General features: G+C 60.9%; 12 protein-coding genes. 5 read left to right on the forward strand and 7 right to left on the reverse strand.

All coding sequences use genetic code 11. The features are described 5' to 3' along the window. Positions 1 to 4: 4 nt before the first annotated feature. From ACGHP5_RS00175 to ACGHP5_RS00185, 3 genes are all read right to left on the reverse strand, one after another. Positions 5 to 3,346, reverse strand: coding sequence for a SusC/RagA family TonB-linked outer membrane protein (locus ACGHP5_RS00175; protein ID WP_390567771.1), 3,342 nt, complete (start codon positions 3,344 to 3,346; stop codon positions 5 to 7). Between the two features lie 36 nt (positions 3,347 to 3,382). Then, positions 3,383 to 5,620 (reverse strand): fasciclin domain-containing protein, encoded by a 2,238-nt coding sequence (locus ACGHP5_RS00180; protein WP_390567772.1) that lies wholly within the window; start codon positions 5,618 to 5,620, stop codon positions 3,383 to 3,385. 141 nt (positions 5,621 to 5,761) lie between these two features. After that, a complete protein-coding gene (locus ACGHP5_RS00185; RefSeq protein WP_390567774.1) occupies positions 5,762 to 7,273 on the reverse strand; it encodes a sulfatase-like hydrolase/transferase in 1,512 nt (503 codons plus the stop codon). Between the two features lie 192 nt (positions 7,274 to 7,465). Here ACGHP5_RS00185 and ACGHP5_RS00190 point away from each other — a divergent pair, with 192 nt between their 5' ends. From ACGHP5_RS00190 to ACGHP5_RS00210, 5 genes are read left to right on the forward strand one after another with little or no spacing between them, the layout of a single operon-like run. Continuing rightward, positions 7,466 to 9,031 (forward strand): sulfatase, encoded by a 1,566-nt coding sequence (locus ACGHP5_RS00190; RefSeq protein ID WP_295900947.1) that lies wholly within the window; start codon positions 7,466 to 7,468, stop codon positions 9,029 to 9,031. A gap of 1 nt (position 9,032) precedes the next feature. Beyond that, the gene (locus ACGHP5_RS00195) at positions 9,033 to 10,424 is read left to right on the forward strand and encodes a sulfatase (RefSeq protein ID WP_390567776.1); all 1,392 of its coding nucleotides are present in this window, start codon (positions 9,033 to 9,035) and stop codon (positions 10,422 to 10,424) included. A gap of 26 nt (positions 10,425 to 10,450) precedes the next feature. Continuing rightward, positions 10,451 to 12,532: a glutaminase domain-containing protein gene (locus ACGHP5_RS00200; protein ID WP_390567778.1), complete on the forward strand. Its 2,082-nt coding sequence runs from the start codon at positions 10,451 to 10,453 to the stop codon at positions 12,530 to 12,532. Then, complete coding sequence (locus tag ACGHP5_RS00205) at positions 12,529 to 13,887, forward strand: glycoside hydrolase family 76 protein (protein WP_390567780.1); 1,359 nt, start codon at positions 12,529 to 12,531, stop codon at positions 13,885 to 13,887. Before ACGHP5_RS00200 ends, ACGHP5_RS00205 begins: the two co-directional genes overlap by 4 nt. A gap of 25 nt (positions 13,888 to 13,912) precedes the next feature. Continuing rightward, on the forward strand, positions 13,913 to 15,322 hold the full coding sequence (locus ACGHP5_RS00210) for a sulfatase (RefSeq protein ID WP_290532045.1): 1,410 nt from the start codon (positions 13,913 to 13,915) through the stop codon (positions 15,320 to 15,322). Positions 15,323 to 15,375: 53 nt separating this feature from the next. Here the strand turns inward: ACGHP5_RS00210 and ACGHP5_RS00215 are convergent, their stop codons facing one another. The 4 genes from ACGHP5_RS00215 to ACGHP5_RS00230 all read right to left on the reverse strand — a co-directional run bounded on the left by ACGHP5_RS00215 (position 15,376) and on the right by ACGHP5_RS00230 (position 17,699). Next, complete coding sequence (locus ACGHP5_RS00215; protein WP_290532046.1) at positions 15,376 to 15,864, reverse strand: methylglyoxal synthase; 489 nt, start codon at positions 15,862 to 15,864, stop codon at positions 15,376 to 15,378. A gap of 73 nt (positions 15,865 to 15,937) precedes the next feature. Continuing rightward, positions 15,938 to 16,342, reverse strand: coding sequence for a DUF5606 domain-containing protein (locus ACGHP5_RS00220; protein ID WP_290532047.1), 405 nt, complete (start codon positions 16,340 to 16,342; stop codon positions 15,938 to 15,940). A 7-nt stretch (positions 16,343 to 16,349) separates the two neighbouring features. Next, the gene (locus tag ACGHP5_RS00225) at positions 16,350 to 16,784 is read right to left on the reverse strand and encodes a hypothetical protein (protein ID WP_295900958.1); all 435 of its coding nucleotides are present in this window, start codon (positions 16,782 to 16,784) and stop codon (positions 16,350 to 16,352) included. A gap of 3 nt (positions 16,785 to 16,787) precedes the next feature. Next, the gene (locus tag ACGHP5_RS00230; protein WP_295900960.1) at positions 16,788 to 17,699 is read right to left on the reverse strand and encodes a mechanosensitive ion channel family protein; all 912 of its coding nucleotides are present in this window, start codon (positions 17,697 to 17,699) and stop codon (positions 16,788 to 16,790) included. Positions 17,700 to 17,732: the final 33 nt, after the last annotated feature.

Consider the following 17,732-nt stretch of genomic DNA (forward strand, 5'->3'; position numbering starts at 1 on the left):
CGATTTAGAAGCTAAACGAAATATTGAAAGCTACGCGGCGCGAAGGCGGCGTGCGGCTCGAGTCGATGGCCAGTCCGTAGGCCCCTGCGCCGACACCCACCTCGGGGTCCTGTCCCGAATAGTTCGTAAAGGTGAACAGGTTGTAGGTCGTCAGGGAAAGCATCGCGTTGGTTATGCCCAGTTTCGAGCAGAACGACTGGGGAATGCGGTAGCTCAACGTGATGTCCTTGATCTTGAGGAACGACCCGTCCTCGACGAACTTGCTGCTGCCCATCGAGTTGTAGTTCACGCCCCACAAAGCGCGGGGTACATCGGTGTCGTCGCCCTCGTAACGCCAGCGGCGGAGCACGTTCTTCGACTGGTTGTTGCCCGTGTTCATGTTTTCGAGGTCGTGGCGCACCTTGTTGACGATGCTGTGGCCGAGGCGGAAGTGCAGCGACGTACGCAGCTGCCACCCCTTGTATTTCAGCACGAGGCTTCCGCCGCCGGTGATCGTCGGGAACGAGGAGCCGAGATAGACGATGTCCCTCTCGTCGATCACGCCGTCGTGGTTTATATCCTTGTATTTGGCATCGCCGGGGTGCATGCGGGTCGTTCCGCCCACGCGGATGGGAACCGTGTTGCCGTTGACGTCGCGGATAAGTTCGCCGCTGGCGTCGCGGGCCAGCGTCTCGTCGTAATTCTGGTAGACGCCCTCGAAAATATAGCCGTAGATCGAACCGATCGGATTACCCTCCATGATCTTACGGGCGTAGTTGCCGTTGCCGATCGTGTACTTCTCGGCGACCATGCTTTCGGGCAGCGAGGTGATCTCGTTGACGTTGCGCGAGAGGTTGATATTCGAGAGACTCAAGCTGAATTTGCCGGCCTTGACGATGTTGTTCAGGCTCAACGAAAACTCCCAACCCCGGTTGCGCACGTCGCCGCCGTTGTACCGGCGCACGGAACTGTAACCCGTCGTCGACTGGATGGCCATGTTCTCCATGATCAGGTCGGTGGTCTCCTTGTTGTAGTAGTCGAAGCTGAAGCGGATCAGGTTCTTCAGGAACGCACCCTCGACGCCCAGGTTGTACGAAGAGACGATCTCGGGCCGGAGGTTGTCGAGCTGCATCTGGTTGGGTTTGATCGAGGGACGGTCCATGTAGGCGTCCTCGTAAGCGAAGGTTCCCGTGACGAAACTTGCCGCGGGCACGCGTTCGCTCTTACCCCAGCTGGCTTTCAGCCGCAGTTCGTCGACCCACTTCGCCTGCTTCATGAACTTCTCGTTGTTGATACGCCAGACGGCCGAGACGGAGGGACGCAGAGCCGACCAGCGGTTGTTGCGGCCGGTATTGGAGTTGGCGTTCAGACGGGCCGCGACGTTCAGGGCGTAACGCTCGTCGTAAACGTAATTCAGACTGCCCACCAGACCCACCGTGCGCCGCTTGGCCCAGGCGGAGTTCATCTTGATGATCTTTCCTTCGGACGAAGGCGAGCTGACCGCCTCGGCGCCGCTGCCGGTCGTGGTGATGCTATAACTGTTATTGTTGGTCGCCTCGATCTGGTCGCGGAGCGTAGCCTGGATATTGTGCCGCCCGAGGTTCACCGCGTAGTTGACATTCACGTCGGCGAACGTGACGGCCTTGTTGGACTGGGCTTCGAGACCCTGGTTGTAGTTCTGGTTGGACCACTTCACGTTCATCACCGACGAAGGCAGGAAGCCGTTGGTGCGGATGGCCGAAAGCCGGTAGGAAACGGTTCCCTGGACGGTCAGTCCCGGAATCGGATTGTACACCACGGCGAAATTGGCGCCCACGGAGCGCGACTTGGTCTTCTGGGTCGATTCGAGCGCATGCGCGAGCGGGTTGGGGAAGGTTCCCTGCAACGAGCTTTCGGGAGCGCTGAAATACTCGTTCGTGGGGTTGCCGTACTGGTCCAGCACCCAGGGACTCATGTTGGGCATCTTGATCATGGCCGTGTTGCGGACCGGCTTTTTCAGCTGCTCGTTGATGGCGTAGACCGAATTGGCCTCGTTGTCCGCATTCTCGGTCGCACCGATGGCCAGGTCCTTGGAGGTCGAACCGTAGGGCTGGTTGCGCGTGGACTCGGTGTAGTCGAACTTCGACTCGACGCGGAACTTGCGCGAGAACTTGATCACCAGGTTCAGGCGCGAGGTGATGCGCGAGTAGTCGGTTCCCTTGGTCGTACCGTCGCGGTCCTCGTATCCCAGCGAGAAGCGGTAGTTGGCGACCTCGCCGCCGCCGTCCATCGAGAAGTCCGTCGTGGAGTTGAGCGAATTCCGGGAAATCAGGTCGAGCCAGTCGGTGTTGCAGTTGAACTCGTTGAAATACTCGTAGGAGCGGTCGTAGAGAATGTCCTTCTGGTTGGTCAGCTTCTTCACACGATCCTGGGCGTAGTCGCCGTCCTTGATCCAGTTCCAAAGGGCGTCCTGCATCAGCGTCACGTACTCCTGACCGTTGAGCAGCGGAATAGGCTTGGGTTCGAACGAATAGTCGAACTTCTGGGAGAACGAGAAACGGGGTTTGTGCACGCCGCCCTGCTTGGTCACGATCAGAATCACGCCGTTGGCGGCACGGGGTCCCCAGAGCGCCGTGGCGGCCGCGTCCTTGAGTATCTCGATCGACTGGATGTCGTTGGGCGAAATGCTCAACAGGGCGCCGAAATCCTCGACGTTGGCGTCGCCGAAGTTGAAGTCCTCGTCGATCTCGTTGTCCTGCGGGATGCCGTCGATCACGATCAGCGGTTCGTTGCTGGAGTTGAGCGACGCCGAACCGCGGATGCGGATCGTGGAGACCGTACCGGGGTCGCCCGACGCCGCAACGATGTCGAGGTTGGCCATACGGCCCTGGATCATCTGGTCGACGGAGGTCACGCTCATGTCCTCGAACTGCGTCACGTCGAGGTATTCGGTTGCCGTACCGAGGTTTTCGCGCTTGACGCCCACCTCGTTCTTGCGGGAGACCTTACCCTCGACAACGACCGACTGGATGGATTTGGAATCCTCCTTCAGGCGCACGTCGTAGACCCGCTGTCCGGTATAGGGGACCTTTTGCGTCACGTAGCCCACGAAACCCGTCACGATGGTCAGGTCCTTGGCATTGGCCGGCACGTCCAGGATGTATTCGCCCTGGATACCCGTCACGGCTCCCACGATGATTCGCATGTCCTTGTTCTGCAGATAGACCGTAGCGCCCGGCAGTACGCCCTGGCTGTCCGACACGACACCGCGCATCGTATAGGTCTCTTTCTTGGCGCTCCTGCCCTGCACCTGTTTCTGTGCGAACACAGCACACGGCGACAGGCATACGGCAGCCATTATGATTAGTAGAAATGAAAATTTTTTCATCATCCGCTGGTATGTAGTTTAGATTTGGATTCGGCCTTAATTTCCGTACATCGTACGATAATCGAAACACGTATTGATGGAGTAGGTCGCGCAGTTGGTACGCAGGTAGATCACCCCCGGCTCCGTCGTAATGGTGTTGCCGGCCATGTCGGTAATGGTCAGCGACTCGGGAACATCGGGATTCCACGCAATGCCCATCGTCTTGGCGTCGGTCTCGTTCTGATACTCCGACAGCGTGACGTAGCGGCCCGAATAGGCTTCGGTAGTCGCGCCCTCGGGACCGAGTCCCGGCAGCAGGTAGAAGTTGAGCTTGTTCTTCTTCAGCGGTACGAAATAGTACTGGAGGTATTTGCGCAGTTCGGTCACGTCGCCGTCGACCACCTCGGGAATCATCCCCGCGTCCTTGGCGGCGAGAATCGCCTCGTTGGTCGGGAAGAACACCAGTCCGTCGGCGATCGGAGTGACCAGTCCGCCGCTGTTGTTGCCCAGCCCGGCGGTGATCATCAGACTCTTGAACTGCTGGTATTCGGGCATCTTGCCCGTCTCGGAGTAGGCTCCGACGCGGGCGGGAATCACCCGGTCGGTCTGGTAGACCGTTCCGTTGTCGGTGTCGAAGCTGGCCTTGACGCTCAACTCCTTGCCCGAGTAGTCGAAAAGAGCCTTGTTCTTGATATAGAAATAGGTCTTTTCATCCTTGGCGACGAAATAGCGCAGTTCGTCGGTCTCCTCCAGTGCCGGAAGATCGCCGTAGACGAACTGGGACATCAGCAGATTCGACACGGCGTTGGCATTCATGTTGCCGGACTTGCTGCGGAAGGTGTAGTCGCCGTGCGTGGAGGAACCCTCGCTCGACGAATAGCCGGCCGTAGCCAGGTCCTGGTCGTTCTGGATGAAGAGCGTGAAGCGGTTGTTCATGTCGACCGTCTGCTGGTACATGTTCTTCGTATTGAACGCCCGGGCGTAGAAGGTGAACTGCGGGTAGCGGAACAGCGGCGCGGTCAGGCATGTGAAGACCGCCGGTTCGAAGACCTTGTCCATGCCGTAAATGACGCCGTTCGAGCAGTAACGCACGTCTTTCAGCTCGGAGGTCGAAAGGTTGAAGCGTTCGCCGTTCACGCCGACGACCGGACTCATGTTCAGTTCCGAAGGCAGGATCAGGTCACGCGTACCGTAGACGTGTGCCCGCAGGAAATGATAGATGGCATTTTTGGGAATCAGGCCGAGGAAATCCTCCTGGGTCTGCGTGCCGTACTCGCTGAAATAGTTTTTCAGGTACTCCTTCAGCACGTCGTCCTGGGGCAGGAAGCAGTTGTTCGCATAGCGCAGGCCGCGGTCGAAAACCACGCCGCTCTCGTCGTGGTAGGTCCACTCGCTGGCGATCTCGGGAATCTCGGCCGTGCGCAGGGGTTCTTTCCAGTGGTAGAAGTAGAACAGCGAGTCGCCCGACGCCCCGGCGTAGTTCTTCGAAACGGTGGCGTCGTACTTGTAGAGGCTGACGCGGTCGAAAAGCCCCTTGCAGAGCGAGTAATCGGCCGACGACGCATTGTCCGACAACTCTTTATATACGGTACGCGCAGGCTCCATCACCTTGTCCACTATATAGAGATAGCCGTTGTCGGTCGGAATGCCGCTCTCCGTGACGGCGGCGTTGCCCGCATAGAGACGGTCGTTCGCGCCCTGCCAGTTCACGTCGGGAAAAAGCAGGCGGTAGTCGCCCTCCGCATCGGAGATGCCCCGTTTAGCGAACATCCGCGTCGAGAAGACGGGCATGTACTTCTCACGCGAGAAGATCTTCACCTTCCGCCGGTTGAGCGGATCGGTATATTCCTCGATGGCGGGACGCCCGTAGGTCTTGTACTTGTAGCACGCACCGTCGCCGGTGTCCGTTCCGTCGTCGGAAGAGACCATCGAGAAAGAGAGAAAATCCTCGGGAGTGTAGGCGAACTGGATCATGTGGCAGCCCACGAGCAGCGCAAGCTCCTCGACGGGGACCTGATCGACGTCCGTCGTTCCGTATTTTTCCTGGAGATAGCTGCCGAATGCGGCATCGTCCGGAGCAAACACCGTCACGAGTCCTCCGCCGTCCACGAGCCTGCGGTAACCGCTGCGGTCGAGCGCCTTGATAAAGCTGGTGAAATTGCCTCTGCTTTCGAGAATCCGGCAAGTGGAACCGAGCGAAAATTTTCCCCCGTCCTTCTCGTCCATCGATTCGCAGGCGACGAGAAAAAGCATTGTCGCCGAAAGCATCAGCGACCATAGTCGAAATACCTTCATAGAAATTAGTTTTAGGTTTAGTAAGTTTTACTCGACAACAAAGAAAGGCTGTTTCCGAGAAAACAGCCCTGGACACTTATTCAAAAAATGTCAATATTTGGTCAATCCGGTTAAAATACGCCTCCGGAGGGCCTGTGAGTGTTATTCAGCCTCATTCATAAACAGAGCGGTCTGCTTCCATTCGCCGCGCGTTTCGTTCGTCTGAACGGGTCCGGGCGTCGAGCGTCCGCGTTCGATATGCTCCCGCATCCGGGCGGTCAGACGGCGCACGACGTCGGGGTGTTCGGCGATCACGTTTTTCGTCTCGCCGGGGTCGCTCTCCAGGTCGTAAAGCTGCATCGAAGGAAGTGTGGCGATATACTCCCTGTCCTTGGGAAAAGTCGGGAAACTCCAGCCTCCGGAGCCGGCCGTGAAGAGAATCTTCCAGCGTCCTTCGCGCAGCGAGAAGCTGCCGTTGTTCGAATGGTGCACGGCGTCGGGACGCAGGTTTCCACCCTTGCCCGTCACGACGCCCCAGAGGCTGTAACTGTCCTCGCCCTCGCCGGGCGTGAGGCGGTAACCGGCCATCTCGGCGAACGTGGCGTAGAAATCCGTGAGGGAGACCAGTCCCCGCTCGACGCGCCCGCCGTTCTTCCCGCCCCGCGAAACCACGAGCGGCACACGGTGGCCGCCGTCGAAGAGGTCGGATTTGTAACCCCGGTAAATGTAGCTGGGGAAGTGCCCGCCGGCCTCCATCTCCTTCACTCCGGCGCCGTGGAAACAGCCGTTGTCGGCGGCGAAAACGACGACCGTGTTTTCGTAAAGCCCTTGCTCCTTCAGCCGGGCCACGATCTGCGCGACCACGTCGTCGACCATCATCACGAAATCGCCGTAGGGCGAGAGTCCCGACTTGCCGCGGAACTCCTCCGAGGGCAGGATCGGCGTATGCGGGGCCGTCAGCGGCATGTAGAGGAAGAAGGGCTTCTTCGCGCTCTGCGCCGCAATGTATTCGAGCGACTTCCGCGTGATGCGCTGGAGACACTCCCCGTGTTCGAAATCGGCTCCCTGCGGGCCGCTGCGCTGCAACAGCAGGCCCTTGCCGTCGGCCGAGGTCCGGTCGGGCTGCGCCGTCACCCGGTCGTTTTCTATATATACATAAGGTGGCATGTCGAGCGAAGCCGGGATACCGAAGAAATAGTCGAAGCCGCGGGTCACGGGACCGTCCCCGACCGGGCCGGAGAAGTCCACCTTGCCGTCGCGCATGGTCCAGTTCCAGCCCAGATGCCATTTGCCGATGCAGGCCGTCGAATAGCCCAGCTCCGAAAGGAAGGTGGCGATCGTGCGGCGGCCGGGAGCGATCAGCGGCGGGGAGTAGCTGTTCGTGACGCCGCTTTTGAGAGTTGTGCGAAAGGCGTAGCGCCCCGTCAGGATGCCGTAGCGCGAAGGCGTGCTCACCGAAGAGCCCGAATGGGCGTCGGTGAAGGTCACTCCGTCGCGGCAGAGGGCGTCGATGGCCGGGGTCCGTATCCGGGATTTTTCATTCAGGGCCGAGACGTCGCCGTAACCCATGTCGTCGGCCAGAATAAAGACGACGTTGGGCTGTGCGGCGCAGGCCAGCGACGAGGTCAGTGCGGCCGCCGAAGCGAGCACCGCGCTTTTGTCGAGTTTCATCATCTGTGTCGGAATTAGGTTCGTAATTTTCAGGAAAGGTACACGAAATTTTCGGTCCCGGCAACGCCCCGCACCGCCCGGAAAGGCGTTTGGTCAGTTTTTGGCCAAATTTGAATAAAAAGGAGCAGCGAGTCTGTCCCGATCCGCCTAATTTTGTATCATCCGCTACGACAAATAACCTAAAACGAATATCCGATGAATCCTGTCAAAATCACGTTGGGCGCGACGGCGCTGCTGCCGCTGGCCGTATCGTCCGCAACGGCCCAGGAAGCGGGGACTCCCCGAAAGCCCAATTTCATCTTCATCATGACGGACCAGCAGCGCGCCGACCTCTGCGGCCGGGAGGGCTATCCGCTCGACGTCACCCCCTTCGTGGACCGCATGGCCGCCGAAGGCGTCTGGTTCGACCGGGCCTACACCCCCGCCCCGATCAGCGGCCCGGCCCGCGTGGCGTTCCTCACGGGGCGTTTCCCGAAAGCCACGCGCGTGAAATCGAACCACAACATCGAGGACGCGGTCTACAAGGACGACCTGTTCGCCTTCGCGCGCCGCAACGGCTACCGCACGGCGCTCGTGGGCAAGAACCACGCCCACCTCAAGCCGCAGGACGCCGACTGCTGGCGTCCCTACAACCATTTCGCCCAGCAGGGAAAAGTCGACGAAAAGGCCCGGGCTTTCAACCGATACCTCGGCACGACCGACATGTACGCCAGCTATGACCCGGCGCCGTTCGGAGCCGAAATGCAGCATCCCCACCGCATGGTGGACGACGCCCTGCAATGGATCGGCGGCGACGACGACAAGCCCTTCATGATGTGGCTCTCGTTCCCCGAACCGCACAACCCCTATCAGGTCAGCGAACCCTATTATTCGATGTTCCCGCCCGAGAAACTGCCGCCGGTGCGGACCGGGCTCAAGGACCTGGCCGTGAAAGGCCCGGAATACGAACTCCTGCACGAGATGATGTCGCTGGGACATGCGGGCTATTACGAGCACCTGGACCGCCTGCGCAGCAACTACCTCGGGATGATCCGCCTGATCGACGACCAGATCGCCCGTCTGGTGGAGCAGCTGCGCAAGGACGGCACGTATGAAAACACGGTCTTCGTCGTGACGGCCGACCACGGCGACTTCGCCGGGGAGTACGGGCTGATGAAGAAGGGCGTGGGGCTCTCGGACATCGTCGCGCGCGTGCCGTTCGTCTGGTTCGGCGGTCCGGTTCCGGCACAGGGTTTAAGTTCCGCGCACGTCTCGCTGGTGGACGTTTTCCCGACCTTCTGCGAGATGGCCGGGGGCGAGATTCCCGAAGGCGTGCAGGGACGCAGTCTGATCGAGGTCATCCGCGGCGGCGACTACCCCGCCGATGAGTTCCGCAGCGTGATGAGCGAGGACGGCTACGGCGGCCAGTACTACACCAAAGAGGACGGAACCGACTACGCCGCAGAGGGCGCCACGCGCAAAAAGCCCGGGTTTTTCGACGAACTGAACACCTGGACGCAGAGCGGCGCGAGCCGGTGCGTGCGCATGGGCGACTGGAAACTGGAGTTCGACATGCTGGGCAACGGCGAAATGTACAACGTCAAAAAGGATCCCTCGGAGATGAAGAACCTCTACGGCAACCGGAAATACGCCGCCAAGCAGCAGGAGCTGATGGCCGAGCTGCTCAAATGGGACATCGCCACGGACGACCCGCTGCCGCTGCCCCGCCAGCGCTACCGCTTCAAGCGCAATCCGCACAACTACCTGTTTTACAACAAATAGCATGAAAATACGAACAACCCGTATCGCCGCAGCGGCAGCCGTACTGACGGCATTTTCCGCGGGCGCTGCACCCAAGCGGCCCAACATCGTGCTCGTCATCTCGGACGACACGCGCATGCTCGACTTCGGCTGTTACGGCAGTCCCGACGCCGTGACGCCCAACATCGACCGGCTGGCATCCGAGGGACTGCGCTTCACGCGGTTCTTCCAGGCGACGGCCATGAGTTCGCCCACGCGCCACTGCCTGCTGACGGGACTCTATCCCGTGCGGTCGGGGGCCTACCCCAACCACACCTACATCGACGACGGCGTGCAGACGCTGCCCAAATACCTGAAGGACTGCGGCTACCGGGTGGCCATGCAGGGCAAGCGGCACATCGCGCCGATGAGCGCATTTCCCTTCGAGGAGCTGGCCAAACCGAATGCGGATGTGAATCCGGCCAAAATCGAACCGTTTTTCTGCGAGGCGGCAGCCGGCGGCCAACCGTTCTTCCTCTACGTGGCTTCGCACGACGCCCACACCCCGTGGACGCGCGGCGACCGCTCTCTCTTCGATGCGGCACGGCTGACTCTGCCCCCGACGCTGGTGGACACGCCCGAAATCAGGGATTTATATGTGAATTATCTGGCCGAGATCAACCAGCTCGACACCGACATCGGCCGCATCGACTCCCTGCTGAAAAAATACGGGCTGGACGACGACACTGTCTTCATCTTCACCAGCGAGCAGGGACACCAGTTCCCGTTCGCCAAGTGGACCTGCTACGACGCGGGGTTGCAAACGGCCTTCATCGTGCGCTGGAAAGGGGTGACCCGGCCCGGCACGACGACCGACGCCCTGTGCGAATACGCCGACGTGACCCCCACGCTCGTGGACATAGCCTCCGGATCGGTTCCCGAGGGGCTGGACGGCCGGAGTTTCCGGAAAGTGATCGAAGGCAAAAAGTCGAAGCACAAGGAGTGCGTCTACGGCATCCAGACCTCGCGGGGCATCCTCAACGGCCCGGACCACTACGGCATCCGCTCGGTCCGCGACGAGCGTTACTGCTACATCCGCAACCTGACGCCCGAAGCCACGTTCCAATGCGTCGTGACGAAGCAGGACTATTTCCGGGAGTGGCAGCGCCGGGGCGACGAAGGGGACACCTTCGCCCGCGAGCGCGCCGGACTGTACCAGACGCGCCCCGCCGAGGAGCTGTACGATGTCGTGAAGGACCCCTATCAGATGCACAACCTGGCCGCAGACCCCGCCTACAGGAAGGTCCTCGACCGGATGCGTCCGAAACTCGACGCCTGGATGGCGAGCCAGGGCGACCTGGGCGCACAGACCGAACTGGACGCGACGCAGCATTTGCTGAACAACCGCAAGAAAACCCAAAACGCAAAACAATAAACGACTTTTCGACAAACCTTTTCCGAATGAAGAAAACCCTTTCCATAGCGATTCTGGCGGCCGCAGCGCTTTTTGCGACCGCACGGGCGGCAGCGCCTGCGCCGCAGAACACCCTGCGCGCCCCGGCCTACCCTCTGATCACCATCGACCCCTACACCAGCTGCTGGTCGGCCGGAGACTGCCTCTACGACAGCCACACGACCCACTGGACCGGACAGCCGTTCCCGCTGGTAGGCGCTCTGCGCGTCGACGGAAAAACCTACCGTTTCATGGGCATCGACGCCCCGACGTGCGCTTTCGAAGCCGGTTTCGGCGGCGAGCGATCCCTGTCGACCCCCGCCGTGCAGCAATCGGCCGACGTACGGGCCATGCAGACCGTCTACGAATTCACCTGCGGTCCGGTGGGGCTGACGCTGACCTTCACGGCTCCTCTCTTCCTCGACGACCTCGAACTGATCTCCCGCCCGGTGAACTACATCGCCTATGAAACCCGGTCGCTCGACGGCGCGGCTCACGACGTGCAGATCTACTTCGAGGCGTCGCCCGCCTGCGCCGTCAACACCGCCGACCAGGAGGCCGTGAGCGACGGTTACCGCAAGGACGGCCTGGCGTTCGTCCGCACGGGAAGCAAGGAGCAGAATGTGCTCCGGCGCAAGGGCGACCAGATCAAGATCGACTGGGGCTATTTCTACCTCTGCGCCCCAGACGGCGGTTCGTCGCAGTCGGTGGGCGGTGCCATGACGATGCGCAGGGCCTTCGCCGCAAACGGCCGGCTCGACGGCAAAACGGCCGCCGCAGACAATGCCTGTATCGCCGTCGCCCGCAGTCTGGGACGCGCCGCAGCGGCCAAAGGCCTGATCATGGCCGGATTCGACGACATCCGGTCGATCCAGTACTTCAAGACCGACCTGCGCCCCTACTGGAACCGCCGGGGCGACAGCACGATCGAACGGCAGTTCGCGCTGGCGGCCGGCGACTATCCGGTTCTGAACGAGAAATGCCGGGAGTTCGACCTCGAACTGATGGAGACGGCGACCCGTGAGGGCGGACGGAAATACGCCGAACTCTGCGCCCTCGCCTACCGGCAGGCCATCGCCGCTCACAAACTCGTGGAGTCCCCCGACGGCGACCTGATGCTGCTCTCGAAGGAGAACGCCAGCAACGGTTCGATCGGAACCGTGGACATCAGCTACCCCTCGGCCCCGCTGTTCCTCTATTACAACCCCGAACTGTGCAAGGCGCTGCTCAACCACATCTTCCATTACAGCGAAAGCGGCAAGTGGCAGAAGCCCTTCCCGGCGCACGACGTGGGAACCTATCCCCAGGCCAACGGGCAGACCTACAAGCACGACATGCCGGTCGAGGAGTCGGGCAACATGCTCGTGCTGACGGCCGCCATCGCGGCGGCGGAAGGCAACGCCGAATACGCCCGCAGACACTGGAAAGAGTTGACCCGCTGGGCCGAATACCTCGTCGAGAACGGACTCGACCCCGACAACCAGCTCTGCACCGACGACTTCGCGGGACACTTCGCCCACAACGCCAACCTCTCCATAAAGGCCATCATGGGCATCGCCTCCTACGGCTACTGCGCGCGGATGCTCGGCATGCAGGAGGTTGCCGACAGCTACTTCGCCAAGGCCCGTGAGATGGCCGGGGAGTGGGTCCGGATGGCCGACGACGGCGACCACTACCGCCTGACCTTCGACAAGAGCGGAACGTGGAGCCAGAAATACAACCTCGTGTGGGACAAACTGCTGGGCTTCGGCATCTTCCCCGAAAGCGTGGCCCGGAAGGAGATCGCCTACTACCTCCATAAGCAGAACCGCTACGGGCTTCCGCTCGACAGCCGCCGCCAATGGACCAAGTCCGACTGGATCGTCTGGAGCGCCACGCTGGCCGACGACCGGAAGAGCTTCGAAGCGCTCGTCGAGCCGGTCTGGGACTTCATGAACGAGACGGTGCTGCGTGTGCCGATGTCCGACTGGTACAAGAGCGACGTGCCGGCCCACGTGATTTTCAAGGCCCGCGCGGTGGTCGGCGGCTACTGGATCAAGATGCTCGAAAGCAAATATACAGTTAAAAAACAAGAAAACCGAATCCGATGAACCACACAATCGCAACCCTCGCCCTGACGCTGCTGCTCGGCTCCGGCATCCCCTCGCAGGCCCGCAGCGACCGCCGCAACGACGCCATATCGTGGAGCGCGGCGGCAGACTACGCCACGACGACGCTGGCCGACAACTTCTGGCGCGTACCCGGCAACGGGTTCGTCGGCAAGCAGCCGCCCTACCACTTCACCAACGGCGTGAAAGGCGCCGAGGATTTCTCGAACAACTACTGGCCGCAGGCCCACGGCATGGACGTCTTCATCGACGCCTACCTCCGGGCGCAGCGCGAAGGCGACCGCGAAGCCGAAGCCTTCTACAAGGAGTGCTTCGACAAAGGCTACCGCGACCCGATCGGCACGGGCGAGGTCAAACGCCAGACAGGCGTCCTCTGGACCAGCTACGGCATGAAGAAATATGCCGACATCTCGGCCTCGTTCGGCAACCAGTTCGTCGACGACATGGAGTGGCACGCGCTGACGCTGATCCGGCTCTACGAAGCCACCGGCGAAGCCGTCTACCTGCGCGAGGCGCAGAAGCTCTACGCCCAGATCTGGAAGGCCTGGGACCTTCCCGCAGCCCGCGATGTGGGCGGCAGCGGCGGTTTCATCTGGTGCTACGGCAAGGAGGACACCGCCCAGGGTCTTTCGAAGAACGCCTGTTCGAACGCCCCGGGCTGCCTTGCGGCCATCCGTCTGCACGAAGTGAAGCGGCGGACCCCGGCCGCACGCTACCGGGCCGACTCGCACCCCGACTACGTCGATTTCGACTACCTGAAAAACGCCGAGACGGTCTATGAATGGATGGCCCGCGAGCTGTTCGACCGCACGACGGGACAGGTCTACGGATCGTTCTCGCAGAAGAAGGGCAAGATGACGGCCTACTCGCTCACCTACGACCAGGGGACGTTCCTCGGAGCCGCGCACCTGCTCTACCGCTACACCGGGAAGAAGCTCTACCGCGACGACGCCCTGAAAGCCGCCCTCTACACCATCACCCACCCGGGCATCACCAAGGGCGGCATGCTCCGCGACGAGGGCGCCGGAGGCGACAACTCCTTCTTCAAGGGAATCTTCATCCGCTATGCCGTGGAGCTGGTCAACGACCGCCGTATCAAGCGCAAACCCCGCATCCAGCTCTACGACTTCATCCGCCACCAGGCCGAAACCCTCTGGACGAAGGGACTCGGGCGCGACGCTGCCGGAAATCCCGCGGGATTCTTCACCCCCGACTGGAGCCTCGATCAGGAACAGGCGGCCCGCAAAGGCGCCGAATATCAGAAGCCGAGACTGGGCTGGCAGGTCAGCGGCGCCACGCTGCTGGAAGCCATGAACGTGATGAAAGACCCGCGTTAACGAGAAATTCACTAATTTTACCGCAATGAATAAGCTGAACCTGAATTCTACGCTGCTCAAAGCCTCCGCACTCTCCGCGGCGGTCGCGCCCGCAACGGGCCTTGCAGCCGAAAAAAGCGCTCCCCGGACCGACCGCCCCAATATCGTGGTGATCGTGGCCGACGACCTGCTGTCGTCCGAGCTGAGCTGCTACGGAGGGAAAAACATCGAGACCCCCAATATCGACCGGCTGGCGCGGGAAGGGGTGCGGTTCACGCACAACTATGCGTCGATCGCCATGAGCGTGCCCATCCGCGCCTCGATGTACACGGGTCTCTACCCGGTCCGCCACGGCTCGTACCAGAACCACAAGGCGACCTTCAAGGGAACCAAGACGGTCAACGAATACATGCCCGAGGAGGGCTACCGCGTAGGCCGCACCGGCAAAAACCACCCGATCACCCCGGCGGTCTACAAATTCGAGAAGGTTCCCGGATTCACCGTGGGCTGCACGGCGCTGAAGGCTCCCTACACCGTGGACGGCATCCGCGAGTTCATGACGCGCAACGACGATCCGTTCCTGCTCTACGTATGCAGCATCCATCCGCACGCGCCGTGGACGTGGGGCGATCCGACGGAGTTCGACAAGGACAAGCTCGTGATGCCCGAGAACTGTGTGGACAACCCCCGGATGCGCGAGATTTTCACCCACTACCTCGCCGAAGTGCGCGCCCTCGACAACGAGGTCGGCTCGGTGCTCGAAGTGCTGACCGAGACGGGTAAGCTCGACAACACGATCGTGATGTTCCTCGGCGAGCAGGGACCGCAGTTCCCCGGCGGCAAGTGGACCTGCTGGTATCCGGGCGTCAACAGCGCATTGGTGGCGCGTTATCCCGCGAAAATCGCTCCGGGACGCGTATCCCACGCCATCGTGCAGTATGAGGACCTGCTGCCCACGTTCCTCGACATCGCAGGCGGCAAGCCGCGGAAGGAGCTCGACGGCGTCAGCTTCAAGAAGGCGCTGTTCGGCGAGTCGGACAAAGCCCGCAAATACGCCTACGGCATCCACAACAACATTCCGGAAGGCCGTCCCTACCCGATACGCAGCATCCGCGACGAGAAATACGCGCTGATCTGGAACCTCACGCCCGAAAAGGACTACCACGAAAAGCACCTGATGAAGGAACCGAAGAGCAACACGGGGGTCTGGGAGGCGTGGAAATCGTCGGAGAACACCGATCCCGAAGCCAAACGACTGATCGACCGTTTCGTGCACCGTCCCGAGTTCGAGTTCTACGACGTGGAGAACGACCCGTGGGAGATGAACAACCTGGCCGACAAACCCGAATACCAAAGCCGTATCCGCAAGATGAAGAAGGAGCTGGAAAAATGGATGGAACAGCAGGGAGACAAAGGCGCCGCAATGGACGTAAGTTTCCCGGGGCAACCCAAATAGCGAAAAAAGAAACGGGCGTGAAATTCACGCCCGTTTCTTTTTCAATCTGTTGCCTATTTCAACACCCGCTCGACATAGGCCTTGTAATCCTTCACGACGGGTTCGTAGTCGTCGTCCTCGTACAGCGGCGAGGAGATCAGGAAATCGGCCGACGAACGGTTGATGGCCGTCGGAACGTTGTAAAGCGTCGCCAGGCGCAGCAGCGCCTTCACGTCGACGTCGTGCGGCTGGGCCGACATCGGGTCCCAGAAGAAAATCAGCGCGTTGATCTTTCCGTCGGCGATGAGCGACCCCAGCTGCTGGTCGCCGCCCAGCGGACCCGACTTGAGCAGTGTGATTTTCAGCTCGGGTTTCTCCTCCGCCTCGTCCTCGTGCTCCTCCCTGTGATCGCGCAGGGTCTTTTCGACCATCTTGCCGGTCGTACCCGTGCATACCAAATGGTGGCGGCTCAGCTTGCGGCTGTTCCAGTCGACCCACTCCGCCAGGTCGCGTTTCATGTTGTCGTGGGCAACCAGTGCCAGCACTTTCGTCTTCTTCTCCATAACGACAGGTCTTTATGAAAGCCGCAGCGGCTTTCGGTTCGTCACGCCCCGGCCCGCACCGGGAAATTTTTCGCTATTCGTTCTCGGTCGGGAGTTTGAACTCCGTGAATCCCGCCCCGACCAGCGTGTTGTACCACGCGAAGCACTTCTTGATGTCCGAAACATGCACCCGGTCGCGGTCGTACTCGGGAAGCACCTCGGCGAATGCGGCTTTCAGATTCTCGGGCGACTCCTTGGGGCTGATCGCCTCCTTGCCGCCCGTGTGGGCGTAGATCCGGGTGAAGACGTCGGCCAGCGCAATGTCCTCGCCTTCGGTGAACATCGAAATCTCCGAAAGGGCGCTCACCTTGGCGTTGGCCGAGGCGTTCATGCGCCGTCCGTCGAGCAGCGACTCGACGATCACGCCGCGCGCGGACTGCGCCACGAATTTATAAAGTCCGGGCTGGCCCGAAATGGCCAGAATCTCTTTCAGTTCCATACAGTTGCTATTTCTTTGTTAAAATGGGTTGTTCGGGTTCTTCCTCCTCCTCGTCGGGAACGGTATATTCCCGGGGCTGCGTATAGGAGGGCACATTGTATGCCGTGATGGCGCGTATCCAGAAAGTCACTTTCCGGCCCGCTTTCTGCCGGGGAATGATCCCCTCGTAATCGAACGAGGTGATGTCGGCGGGCGGCTCGGTCTTCGCGACGGTCCTCACGTCGGATTTGTCGCCGTCGAGCATGTAGAGAATGCAGACGTTGCGCAGCCCGTAGCTGCACGAAACGGACACCTTCACCAGGACCTCCGAATCGGAGGCCATGACCCGCGGCGATACGCTCACCTCGCCGAATTCCGCCGGGGTCGTATACTCGGGTCCCCGGCTCGAATTGCAGGCCGAGAGGCACATGGCCGCAAGAACGGTGAAGAGGCGCGTTTTCATACCCTACTCTTTGGTCAGGTGCACGTCCATCTGCGGGAACGGGAAATTGATGCCGGCTTTCGGCAGCTCCTTGTAGAATCGCTCGTTATGCTCGAAAAAGACGTTCCAGTAGTCGCCGTTCTTCACCCATGCGCGGATCGAGAGGTTCACCGAACTGTCGGCCAACGCAGCGACCCACACCACGGGGGCGGGATCGGGCAGGACGCGCGGATCGGCGGCCAGCATCGAAAGGACGGCCTCGCGGGCCACGTCCACATCGTCGCCGTAGGAGATGCCCACGGTCCAGTCCACGCGGCGCGTCTCGGAGGTGGAATAGTTGTCGATAATGGCCGTGGCGATCGAGTTGTTGGGAATATAGATCGTCTGGTTGTCGGCCGTGGTGATCACCGTCGAGAAGAGCTTGATGTCGCGCACGGTTCCCGACTGTCCCTGCGCCGAGATATAGTCGCCGATACGATAGGGTTTCATCAGCAGGATCATCACCCCGCCGGCAAAGTTCTGGGCCGTACCGCTCAAAGCCATACCGATGGCCAGCGTGGCGGCCGACGCGACGGCGATGAGCGACGTCACGTTGACGCCCAGCGTCGACACGACGATCAGGATGAGCAGCAGCGTGAAGACCGCGCTGACGGTATTGCGCGTGAACGAACGCAGCGAAGTGTCGACGTTGCGGTGCTGCATGGCCACGTCGATCAGTTTCAGCAGGCGCCGCACGATCCACCGTCCGACGAAGTAGATCGCCAGCGCAATGGCGATTTTAATGACGATCCAGACCGACTCGGAGAGCAGCGTCTGCAACAGGGCATGGTAATCGATATTGGCGATCTTCTCGACCGTCTCCGCGAAATGGGCTTTCTGCACACTGTCGGGAACCATCAGGGGAGCCGGATCCTCGGCCGCTAAAAATGTCCACATAATTCCGTTTTTTAAGTTTGTGAGGCAAAAATA

Origin of the sequence: Alistipes sp. i18-0019-D1, from assembly GCF_042852885.1 — a bacterium.
Lineage (GTDB): Bacteria > Bacteroidota > Bacteroidia > Bacteroidales > Rikenellaceae > Alistipes.